Consider the following 11067-nt stretch of genomic DNA (forward strand, 5'->3'; position numbering starts at 1 on the left):
CAGCGTGTAGCCGTCCTGCGCGTAGGCGAGCGCGAGTTCGTCCTGCTTGGTCTTGGAGGTCGGCAGCCGCCAGCTGTCCACCCGATCTCCATAGCGATGGCTCCAGTCGTCCACCACCAGCACCTGGTCCACCCAGTCGGGGCAGGCGGCGGCGAGCGCGTTCAATGCAGCTCGGACGCTCTCGCCGACCAGCTCCAGCCGGTTCAGGTCCCGCACCGCCGACACGATGTGCGTGGAGTCGGTGCGCTGGCTCCCGCCCGCCGTCAGCAGCTCCAGCGCCGTCAGCCGCTCCAGCAGTAGGTCCAGCACCCGCTCCTCTAGCCCGTGGCTGACCACCCGCGAGCGGAACTCCGACAGCACGCTGTGGTCGAATCCCGGATCCTCCAGGCCCAACCCGAGCGCGTACTTCCAGGCCAGGCTCTCGCGGACCTCGTCCGCGGCCCGCCGGTCGGTCAGGTTCGCCGCCTTCTGTAGCACCGTGACCAGCGCAAGGCGGCCGGGGGACCAGCCCGGCTTACCCGCCCGGCCGAACGCCTCGGCGAACGCCGCGTCCGGGAACAGTTCGCCCAGCCGGTCACGCACCTGCACCGGCAACGGAACCTCCCGCCGGCCCCGGTAGATCGCCCGGATCGCCGCAGCCACCTGCGGATCCGGCTCCGGCCAAGGCCGCGGCTGCACCGACACCAGACACTCCGATCCACCGAGAAGCGAGAAGACCGTCATGATCCCATCCACCGGCACTTGACGACGGCCAACTCGCAGGCACAACAACGCACTTCAAAATTAGCCACCAAGATCGCGCAAAGTGCACCAGGTCCGCAGCATGGCCAGCCTCGGCACATCCAGCACAAACCGGCTGGCCTGGGTGACGCTCATGCCGAAGAAACGGCGCGAGACCCTGGTGGTCTGCATGTCGTGTCATGACGTCATCCACGGGCAGTCAGACGAGCTGCGGGAACGCGCGATCGGTGAGGTCCACTGCACCGGCCGTCCCGTCGCGCACGTCGCACGCGGCTTGGGCATCCGCAAGGAGGCCCTGCGGAACTGGGTGCGCCAGGCAGAGGCGGATGCCGGGGAACGCGACGATCGCCTGGCCAGCTTTGAGCAGGATGAGCTGACAACTCCGCAGGGAGAATGCGGAGTTGAGGCGGACGAACGAGATCCTCAAGGCCGCGAGCGCTTTTTTGCGGCCGAACTCGACCTTGGTTGGGTTGTTGAGAAAGGCCCGCGCTCCTGTGGCTTGATACCTCAGGACGCGCGGGTGTGAAGCCATATCAGCGCGACCGGCTTGCCGCCTCTGCGTTTCCCGGTGGGAACACGTCGTAGCATCTCGGCACGGTTGGTCACCGGAGCCCGCGTCATGACGTTCCATCTGCCCGAGCACTGGCCCTGGCAGGGTGCCTTCGAGGGCGGAACCTGGAACGGTTTACCTCTCAATTATGCCTGTGCAGAGGGCGTGGTCTCCGGTGACGCTGGCACGACGGCCCCGCCGCCGCACAGCACGTCGATGACGAGTTGGGTGTCGACATATTCCTTCGTTTGGACCAGCTTGCCGTCGCGGAACTTGAGCACCCAGTGGATCTGCTGGTGGTACATCGCGCCGGACTCGTGGAGCGCTCGCGAGTCGATCTCCACCGCCACGGTGTCGCCTTCGGCGACGATGCCAACCACCCTCGCTGGCTTTCCCTTTGGGAACGGCGCGAAGATCGCACCTGCGGCGGCGAGCATCTGCTGCTTGGTGTATGTACCGGAGATCGGCGTGGTCCCCATGACCGTGTGTGTGCCATCCTCGGCGTACATCTCGGCGAGTGCTAGTGCGTCGTTGCGGTCATTCGCCTCCATGAACTGCAGCGCCAACGCTTTGTTCCGGTCTTTCTCGTCGACCATGATTTCCCTTCCCTCGTCTGTTTCTGTCACGGCAGCTGTAGATCGTGATCTTTGTTGTGTGTGATCACGTGGTTGTGGTTGCGGCGGTGTCGTTCCAGCGGCGGTGGCCGGTGGCTGCGCGGTGCTGGTGGTGGCGCCATTCTGACCAGCGCAAGATGTGCGTCAGATCGCGGCAGGGATTGGGCAGGGCGGTGGCGCGACGGACGACGAGCAGTTCGGGCCTGGTGAGCGGGATCAGCTCCGTCTCGGGGTGCGGGGCAGCGGAGCGGCTTCGGGTGAGGGTCACAGCCAGAAGAGAGGTCATCTGCCCTTGATCGAGCGCAGTCAGAGACTTGGCAGCGCGGCAGTGCTCCTCAATCTGCCACCTGGTGCATACCACGGCCACCAGGCCAGCCAGGGCGGCTGGCATGGCGGAGTGGCATCGATAGAAGGACAACTCGCGGGTGTAGCGGGGCGCCGGACGAGCAGGAAGCTGTGCCCTGCCTGGTGGCTGGCGGGGGTGTCGTCGCTGGTGATCTCGATCATCGCCCGGTCGTAGTGGCGGTTGCCCTTGATGCCGCGGCAGGTCCGCAGCCGCTGCCAGACTCTGCGGGGCGGCTTGGTTAGGAGGGCGGAGACGGTGTGGCCCAAAGTGGCCGAGCGCCTCGCCCATCGTCCAGCAGTTCACCCGCACCAAGCCCATCAGCATCGCCTCGGTCATCGCCCGGAAGTTCTGCCGCGTCTCCCAGCGCGGAAAGCACCCCGCCACCAGGCCCATCGCCTCCCCGAAGCCTTGCCCCACGCCTGTTCCGCTACGGTTGCCTCCACGACTGCCGCGTTCATACCCGATGTCTCTGACGATCATGATCGTGTCAGCCGTTCCCATGCCCGCAGCCGACCAGCGAGCACACCTACAGATCACGATCTACCGCTGGTTGTCTGTACGGCTGACGCTGAGTAAGATTATCATGCATCGTTTGGTTAAGGAAGTACGCATCGGACGGGAACGCGCGGGAAGAAGTTGAGTGCGGCAGGCGAGATGGGCCTGGCGCCCGTAGGCCCTCGCGTGACGACCGGCAACGGTAGTCTCTCCCGAAAAGCATCGAAGGGAGACGCGTTCATGGCCCGCCCTAAGACGCCGCTGATCTCGCGGCGCGCGGCACTTGAGGCCGCGCTCGACATCGTCGATCGTGAGGGGCTCGACGCGCTCAGTATCCGGCACCTCGGCGACGCTCTGAAAGTGAACGGCGCCTCTCTGTACCACTATTTTAAGAGCAAGAACGACATCCTCATCGGGATCACGCAGCTCGCGCTCGAGGACGTCACGGCGCCCCGCTCCGACGCCGCCAGCTGGCGGTCGTGGCTGGTGGCGAACGCAAGGCGGACGAGGCAGGTCCTCATCGAGCATCCGGCGCTGATTCCGCTGATGCTCGAACGCAACAGGCTGGGCATCGGTGAGCATGAGTTGGGTGCGAGCGTACGTCGCATGGAGGACGAGGGCGTGCCGCTCGAGGCGATCGCTCCGCTGATCCACTCGCTGGAGTTGCTCGCCATTACTTCGGTCATGCAGGAGGTCGGAGCAGCTGAGCGGGCCAGCAGGCCCATCAGTCATGGGGGGCCGGAAGAAATCGAGGCACTCCACCGTGCCGAAGCGGCGAGCGGGATCAGCGGCGATGAGTTGTTCGAAGTGCTCACTACGGCGGCAGTCGGCGCCATCGAGATCGCAGTACGCATGAGGGCCTCGCAGGGAGAGGCTCAGGACGAGGCAGCGCCGAAAGGAAAGAGCCCGCGACGCGGCGCCGGCAAGCGACGCACGGGCGAGCAGAGCTCGGCTCGCGCCAGCTAACCGCGGGGTCCTGAGAGCCCCGCCTGCCGTCGAGTGGCCCTGGGCTGGTCGCATGCTGAGCGCGGGGGTCTGCGGCGGCGAGCTCGAACATCATGAACGATCCGGCTTTGGTCGTCGGCGTGCGCAACATCCAAGACACTTCATTGACACCACCAGGCTACGCACCTAGTATTTATCTGACACTGTTTGGTTTCCCGCGACATAGGCCATCATCCCTCTGGACATACAACGGATGGGCACCCGATGTTTGACCACCACAGCCGTGACTATGCAGACAACTGGCAGGATGTGTACCGGCACGCGCGTGAGTCGGCGTGCCCCGTCATCCACTCGCCGAACTACGGCGGTTACGACGTGCTGACTACGCATGCGGCCGTCCTGGCCGCGGCAACCGATCACAGAAGGCTGTCATCCGAGCGCTCGTGGGCGGCTGACGGAACCGACCTTAACTGCGGCGTGTCCATTCCACCCCGTCCGGTTCGTCTCGGCTTCCTGGAGATGGATCCTCCGGAATCGCTGAAGTACCGTCGCCAGCTCAACAAGTGGTTCACACGGGGAGCCATCCAGCGGGGCCGGGACCGTATCGGCGAGATCGCGACCTGGGCGGTCGACCGGGTCATCGAAGCCGGGCAATGCGATCTCGTGGTCGACTTGGTTAGCCCGTTCCAGCGCGCGGTGCTCCTCGACTTGCTCGGCCTGCCGCTGGAGACCTGGCTGTCATACCGGCAAGAAGTATCCGAGGATGAGGCGAAGGCGGCAGAGAGCGGCAGCGCGGAAGAGCCGATCGGCATCCGCAAGCAGCGCGAGCGGGCGGCCCTGTTTGAGTGGCTGCGTACCCACTTGATTGGCGAGATCGCCAAGCAACGTGAAGAGGGCGGCCCCGGTGTCCTCGCGGATCTGGCGCGGGCGGAGATAGACGGAGAACTGATCTCCCTCGAAATGGCAACCGAGCTCGCGGTCATGCTCGTCGGTGGTGGAGACGAGACCACGATCGCGACCATCTGCAGCGCGATCCTCCATCTGGCTCAGCATCCGGAAGACCGTGAGCTGCTGACCCGGGACTCCTCTCGGATCCCAACAGCCGTGGATGAGATCCTGCGTTACTACCCGGCGACGTTCACCACGGCTAGGAACGTTCGAGAGCCGGTGTCATTCAGTGGCCGGGACTTCAGCCCAGGCGACCGCATTTTGCTTGCGATCGCCTCGGCGAACTTCGACGGTGAGGTGTTCGACGATCCTGAAACAGTCGACCTGAGCCGACAGGCGAACACGCACCTGACCTTTGGCGTCGGGGCACATCGATGCATCGGCGCGCTACTCGCTCGAGCGAACATAGAGTGCTTCTTGGGGGAGTTCCTGCAGCGGATCCCCGACTTCGAGATCGATCGCGGTTCGGTCATCAGGGGCTACGAGGACATCGCGAGAATCAACGGCTACTACAGCATTCCGATGACCTACTCACCCGGGGACGTCAAGGGGAGCGGGGCGCCGTTTCCGACACTGTCCGCGGGCCGGATCTCGCCTAGCTAACGATCGGTCTGTGTCTTTATGGCTGGTGACATCCTGGGAAGCGGGCCAGTTCACGGCATCGAGTTGGGATGCGAGCTGGCTCGGACACCTACGCTGATCCAGGAGAAGCTCCGGCTCAAGTAGCTGTTGTTGTACCCGATCTTGAGGGATGCGCGTCGAACGGGAGTCTCGATCGGGTGGTCGCGGCGGGGTTGCGTGCATAGGGGTGGGGCCTCCTGAACAGCTCGTTAGTGTCGAATCAGCGAGTCGTAGTAGGAGGCCCCGGTGCCGCAGTGTTCCGTGTAGATGGCCGGGCAGCTCAGTTCGGTCGCCCGGGAGTGAAGTCCCATACTTCGCAACGGCCCTGGATAGTCACCAGAACGTGCTCCTTGGCCGGGAAAGTACCGGTAGAGCGTGGCCATGAGAACTCCCTCCCGCTCGGCGAGTTCTTTCATGTACAGATCCTCCTACCTTCTCCTCACTGCCGGTGGCTAGCATCACCGTGGCCACTTGCAGCTGCGCGTAACGCTTGTGCTGCGCCGACGTGGAGGGGGTCGCGGAGGTCATTGCCTGCCGAATGATCTCATTATCTAGCTTAATCAAACGCCGTTTGGTACATTGCGAACAGTCGCGGACTGTGAGGTCGGATCTCTGGGCCTGGATCGCTTCCGCGACACTGAGCCGCTGCAGACCCGGGGAGTGCAAGGTGAGTTCGACGACCGAAATGGTGCGGGGCGGTACCTTCCGGCACGTTCTGGCCCCGATATCGGTCAAACGCATGCTGGTGCGCAATCGTGTCGTCATCACGGCGCACGGCGCGAGCGACCTGTTCCGGGATCCCACGCTGAACCCCGAGTCGTACATCGAGTACCTGCGTCGCCGCGCCGGCGGTGGCGCAGGCATGATCATCGCCCAGCCGTTGCTAGTGAATCCGCACGGTGAGATTCCGAAGTCGGTCGTCGAGCGGCATGCCCGGCTCGTCGAGCTCGTTAAGCCCGAGGGTGCGACGTTGCTGATCCAGCTCGTCAACCTGGGTGCCTATGGTCGTACTGACGCCATGATCGGCCGGTCGCCCTCCTGGTCGTTCGACGAGCAGCAGTCCGACGCCGGCGAGTCGAGTCGCAAGATGACAGACCTCGACGTCGAATCGATGATTGACGCCTACCGTCGCGCAGCTGCGATGTGCGCCGACGTTGGCTTCGATGGCATCGAGGTGCACGGGGGCCACGGCTACCTTGTCCAGCAGTCGCTCACACCACGGACCAACCGGCGCTCGGACCGCTGGGGTCTAGACCGCACGCTCTTCGTACGTTGCGTCATCCAGGCCGTCCGCGATGAGCTGGGGCCGGACCGTCTGTTGTGCTATCGCACCTCGGTGGATGATCTCATCAGCCCTGCAGACGGGGGCCGGGGTGCCGATGGCATCGCCGAGGATCTGACGTCGATCCTGCAGACCGGCTACGTTGACATGCTCAATACGACGCTGGGTGACGGGGGCAAATCGTATGTCCGGTCCATCCCGGGGTACCGCCATCCCGAGGCGCCGAACGTTGGGCTGCTGGCCAACCTGAGGCGACTGGTGGACATCGACGTGCCCGTGGTGGCCACCGGGGGCATTGTCTCGCTCGAAGTGGCCGAGCAGGTTTTGCAGACGGGCGTGTGTGATCTGGTCGCGATGACCCGAGCCCATATCGCCGATCCCGAGGTCGTTAGCAAGGCAGTGGCGGGACGACGTGACCGCATCCGGCCATGCGTCCGCTCCAACCTGTGCGTCGACCGCAAGCAGGCGCTCTATCCGGAGATGGGCTGCTTTCACAATCCCGAGGTCCTGCGCGAGGTTCCGTTCGCCCCGAGGCTGGCCGGTACGCCGCGGCGCGTCTTGGTCGTCGGAGCGGGTCCCGCAGGCCTGAAGGCCGCTGAGACAGCTGCCCGGTGCGGGCACCGGGTCGACCTCGTCGATACCGCGACCAGTCCGGGGGGGCGATTGCTGCTGGCCCGGCACACTGCCGCGGCTGAGCTGTGTAACGCCATCGATCACCTCGTCGGCGAGCTGGGACATGCCGGCGTGGAGATACAGCTTGGTCGGACTGTCGACGAGTCACTTCTCGCCTCGATCGCTCCTGATGCGGTAATCCTCGCCACCGGATCTCAGGCCCGGGTTCCGGCATCCCTGGCACAGCTGGGGGGAGTGATCGCATCCGACGAGGCGCTGACCGGGGAGGTGCCCGGCACCGCGCTGGTGTACGACGAACTCGGCACGTCTGAGGCGGCACTCGTCGCGGAGACCTTGAGGAAACGCGGCATGGGTGTGCATTTCGCCACGCGTTTCGAGACCGTCGTGCCGTTCGCCGGCCAGATGCAGCGCTGGGAGGTCCCAGACCTGCTGTATAGGTCGCTCGGCGGCGTGTACACCGCGCAGGTCATCACCGGCCGGAGCGATGGAACTGTGGAGCTGACGCGTCGGGCGGACCGCGTCGTGACACGAGTGCCCGCGGAGGTGATCGTCGCGGTGAGTGCGCCGGCGCCGCGCACGGCCCTGGTGCCGGTGCTGCAGCGGCTCGGCATCCCCTATCAGCTCGTCGGCGACGCTAACGCCCCGCGGACGGCATGGCAGGCCTTCAACGAGGGACATCTCGCTGCACTGGCCTTGTGATTGCGGCATGGCCGAAGTCGATGACCCTGCCGAATCCGACGTGTGAATGTGCGCGGCTGGCGGGCAAGGAGGTACTGCAACTATGACAAACGTGTTGCGAGTCCCGGTGCCCCAGGACTTGCTGGCGGTGTCCGGGCGCGCCCTGGGCCCCACTCCGTGGGTGACAGTCACACAGCACGAGGTGAACCAGTTCGCTGAAGCGACAGGGGACTTCCAGTGGGTCCACACCGATGCCGCGCGGGCCAAGGACGGGCCGTTCGGATCGACCATCGCGCACGGCTATCTCACGCTCGCCCTCGCCGGCCGGTTCGTCCCCCAGCTGATCATGGTCGAGAAGTGCTCGGGGATCATCAACTACGGCTGCGACCGAGTCCGCTTCCCGACAGCGGTTCCGGTGCCAAGCAGGCTCAGAGGCACCGGGACGGTCGCCGAGGCCTGCGAGATCGCCGGCGGCGTCCAAGTGACATTGCACCTCAGGATCGAGCTTGAGGGTACCGAGCGGCCGGCCTGCGTCATCACGTCCCTCTTGCGTTACCTGAACTGACCGCCGAGTGCGCGCATCGCCGGACGGCATCCCTGCGGCTAGGGGCCATTGACCGCTAAATAAAACGTCGATAGATTTATAAGGTAGGCGGGGCAGATGGAGCGCAACGGTGACGGTAGGACGGGAGGCGCGGATGAGCGAGGATGCGTTGGCGGCCAACAAGGCGATCGCGCGTCGGGTGCTTGAGCTGATCAGCCGCTACGAGTTCGAGCAGGCTCTGCAGCTACTCGCTCCTGACGCCGTCTGGTCGGAGTTCGGCCGAGTCCACCACCAGAAAGACAAGCTGCTGCCTGACCTGGAGTTTCTCAAGAGCCGGCTCGACGCGAACGGCATCTCCATGACAGTCCGGGATGTCATTGCCGAGGGCAACCGCGTCGCCATTACCGCCGACGAGAAGGCGACGACGGTCGAAGGCAAGACCTACTCAAACGCGTTCACGTTCTGGTTCACCGTGGTCGACGGGATGGTCACCGCCATCGATCAATATCACGACACGCACATGGTGCTCACCACGATCCGTGTCGGCGAGGGCTGGCGTGACTACAGCGGATGCTCCAAGGGTGCCGCGCGATGAATCTTGCGAACAGGTTCGACGGATCGGTCGCGGTTGTCACCGGTGCCGCCAACGGCATCGGAGCAGCGGTCGCGCGGCTACTAGCGGTCCAAGGTGCAGCGGTTGCCATCGCGGACATTGACGACTCAGGTGCTGCCGCCGTCGCCAAGGACATAAGGGTGACAGGGGGGCGCGCAATCGCTGTAGCCCTCGACGTCGCCGACGAACTCCAGTGGGCTGACGTTGTGCAAACCGTGGAACGCGAGCTCGGTCCCATCCGGCTCTTGCACGCGAACGCCGCGCTGACCTCGCAGCGTGCGCTCGGTTACGGGTTTCCGTTGACCGAGGTCCCGTTCGACCTGTGGTCCAACGTGCTGGCCGTGAATGCCAGCGGTTGCTTTCTGGCGTGTAAGCACGTCCTCCCGTCCATGCTGCGAGCCGGAGGCGGGTCGATCGTGCTGACCTCGTCCATTCTCGCGCTACGCGGGAAAGAGGACAGCCTCTCCTACGGAGCATCCAAGGCGGCGCTGCACTCCCTTATGCGCAGCGTGGCGGCCGGGTACGGGCGGCGGGGGGTCCGGTGCAACGCAGTCGTACCGGGGTCAGTGGCGACCCAGGTCATGGCGAACCTCGACGAGCAAGCGCGAGCGGTCCTCGAGGCCCAGACCATGATGGGCCGGATCGGGACACCAGAGGAGCTGGCGAACGTGGTGGCGTTCCTGCTGTCCGACGAGGCTTCGTTCGTCACCGGGCAGGCGATCATCGCCGACGGCGGCTCCATGGCAATGCACCCGATGTCCTAGTGTCGCGTGATCGCGTTGAAGCACCTAAGTTGGGTGTCCTCAAGGAGCCTGACCAGCAGCTTTGCTCTGACCGCGAAGGACACGAACACGATCCGCACGCTATGGCGCACTCGCTGATTGCCTTGAACTGAACTTGAAGGGGTGGACGATATGACGGAATCAGTGTCGGCTCGAAACAAGCAGATCGTCGAGGCATTCTTCGATGCCGGGTCTCGCGGCGCTCTGGACGAGGTCCAGTCCTACATGGCTGACGACTTCGTGATCCGGCAGGCTGCGTTCCTTCCCTACGGTGGAACTTACGTGAAGGAGACCTTTCCCGACCTCGCCGCCGCGATGTCCCGGTATATCGAGCTGAAGGACGCCAGGCTCGTCCGGGTCCTCGCCGAGGGCGACTACGTCTTCGTGGTGCTGGCCATGCCGGACGTGCGCACCGGCCATGAGTGCGTCCAGGCCATCCAGATCCTGCTGCGAGACGGGAAGTTTGTGGAAAACACGATCTTCTACCACGACGCGGGTTCGATGGCAATGCCGAACCCCTGACCCGGGAAATAGACCTCAGCAGGGCACTCGTGTTTCGCGGTTTTGGTGGGGTTAGGTTTCGGCTGCGGCCCAGGCGTGTCCCGAGCGCTCCTTGTGCACCCGCGGTGCGGCCCGGACGGTGAACTTCCTGCCCCGGCACCTGCACGAGATCCAGGCCCGCAACCGCGCGGACCAGCAGAACCTGCAGTGGAATCGGCTGTACTCCTCCCGTTCCGGTGTCGAGGGCACGGTGAACGAACTCGTCAGCGGCCACCGAGCCCGCCGCTGCCGCTGCCGCTGCTGCGGCACGGCCAAGACGCAATGCCCGGGAAGTTTGCGATTCCGCGCAGTTGGATGAGAAGTGGTGCGGCGACGTCACATACGTCCAGGTCGGGGGCTCGTGGCTGTATCTCGCCTGCGTCCTGGACATCTGTTCACGCCGAGTGCTCGGCTACTCGATGGCCTCGCACATGCGCGCCGAGTTGGTCGTCGACGCGCTGAAGATGGCGGTCGCGACCCGTGACGGCAACGTCGACGGAGTGATCTTCCACGCGGACAGGGGTTCGCAATACACGTCGGCCGCGTTCGCGCAGGTCTGCGACGGTTTCGGGATCCGCAGGAGCATAGGCCGCGTCGGCTCGAGCTACGACAACGCCCTCGCTGAGTCGTTCTGGTAATGACTCAAGTCCATGTGGCGCGTTGCCCGCGCCGTGGTGACGGCGCGAAAATCGGTCGCGGGTGCCGCCCGCGTCTGACGTCGCTTTCCTCTTGGTC

10 protein-coding genes and 3 pseudogenes are annotated in these 11067 nt (G+C 64.9%); 10 read left to right on the forward strand and 3 right to left on the reverse strand.

From position 1 onward, the window contains the following. A partial coding sequence (locus tag ACWDA7_RS45140; protein WP_450613011.1) for a transposase occupies positions 1 to 723 on the reverse strand: 723 nt, incomplete at its 3' end. A gap of 187 nt (positions 724 to 910) precedes the next feature. On the opposite strand from ACWDA7_RS45140, the pseudogene ACWDA7_RS45145 reads away from it, so the two are divergent. Beyond that, positions 911 to 1090 (forward strand): annotated as a pseudogene (locus ACWDA7_RS45145) (transposase); the annotation flags it as partial. A gap of 347 nt (positions 1091 to 1437) precedes the next feature. Here ACWDA7_RS45145 and ACWDA7_RS45150 read toward each other — a convergent pair. Next, positions 1438 to 1887: a nuclear transport factor 2 family protein gene (locus ACWDA7_RS45150; protein ID WP_450613013.1), complete on the reverse strand. Its 450-nt coding sequence runs from the start codon at positions 1885 to 1887 to the stop codon at positions 1438 to 1440. A gap of 64 nt (positions 1888 to 1951) precedes the next feature. Next, entirely contained in the window at positions 1952 to 2191 is a 240-nt protein-coding gene (locus ACWDA7_RS45155) for a hypothetical protein (RefSeq protein ID WP_450613015.1), read from the reverse strand. A 741-nt stretch (positions 2192 to 2932) separates the two neighbouring features. Between ACWDA7_RS45155 and ACWDA7_RS45160 the strand changes: the two genes are divergently transcribed. The 9 genes and pseudogenes from ACWDA7_RS45160 to ACWDA7_RS45200 all read left to right on the forward strand — a co-directional run. Then, positions 2933 to 3712 carry a TetR/AcrR family transcriptional regulator gene (locus tag ACWDA7_RS45160; RefSeq protein WP_450613017.1) on the forward strand — a complete coding sequence of 260 codons (780 nt, stop codon included), beginning with the start codon at positions 2933 to 2935 and terminating at the stop codon, positions 3710 to 3712. Positions 3713 to 3955: 243 nt separating this feature from the next. Further along, a complete protein-coding gene (locus ACWDA7_RS45165; protein ID WP_450613019.1) occupies positions 3956 to 5242 on the forward strand; it encodes a cytochrome P450 in 1287 nt (428 codons plus the stop codon). 685 nt (positions 5243 to 5927) lie between these two features. Beyond that, positions 5928 to 7874, forward strand: a complete 1947-nt coding sequence (locus tag ACWDA7_RS45170; protein ID WP_450613021.1) for an oxidoreductase — start codon at positions 5928 to 5930, stop codon at positions 7872 to 7874. 82 nt (positions 7875 to 7956) lie between these two features. Then, positions 7957 to 8418, forward strand: a complete 462-nt coding sequence (locus ACWDA7_RS45175; RefSeq protein ID WP_450613023.1) for a MaoC family dehydratase — start codon at positions 7957 to 7959, stop codon at positions 8416 to 8418. Positions 8419 to 8551: 133 nt separating this feature from the next. Then, a complete protein-coding gene (locus tag ACWDA7_RS45180; protein ID WP_450613025.1) occupies positions 8552 to 8992 on the forward strand; it encodes a nuclear transport factor 2 family protein in 441 nt (146 codons plus the stop codon). Continuing rightward, positions 8989 to 9774: an SDR family NAD(P)-dependent oxidoreductase gene (locus tag ACWDA7_RS45185; RefSeq protein WP_450613027.1), complete on the forward strand. Its 786-nt coding sequence runs from the start codon at positions 8989 to 8991 to the stop codon at positions 9772 to 9774. The genes ACWDA7_RS45180 and ACWDA7_RS45185 overlap by 4 nt, the downstream gene beginning before the upstream one ends. 150 nt (positions 9775 to 9924) lie before the next feature. Continuing rightward, on the forward strand, positions 9925 to 10314 hold the full coding sequence (locus ACWDA7_RS45190) for a nuclear transport factor 2 family protein (protein ID WP_450613029.1): 390 nt from the start codon (positions 9925 to 9927) through the stop codon (positions 10312 to 10314). An 82-nt stretch (positions 10315 to 10396) separates the two neighbouring features. Continuing rightward, positions 10397 to 10651, forward strand: a pseudogene (locus ACWDA7_RS45195) (transposase); the annotation flags it as partial. Next, positions 10644 to 10967: pseudogene (locus ACWDA7_RS45200) on the forward strand (transposase); the annotation flags it as partial. The pseudogenes ACWDA7_RS45195 and ACWDA7_RS45200, both read left to right, overlap by 8 nt. Positions 10968 to 11067: the final 100 nt, after the last annotated feature.

The organism is Streptomyces sp. NPDC001156, assembly GCF_053598275.1.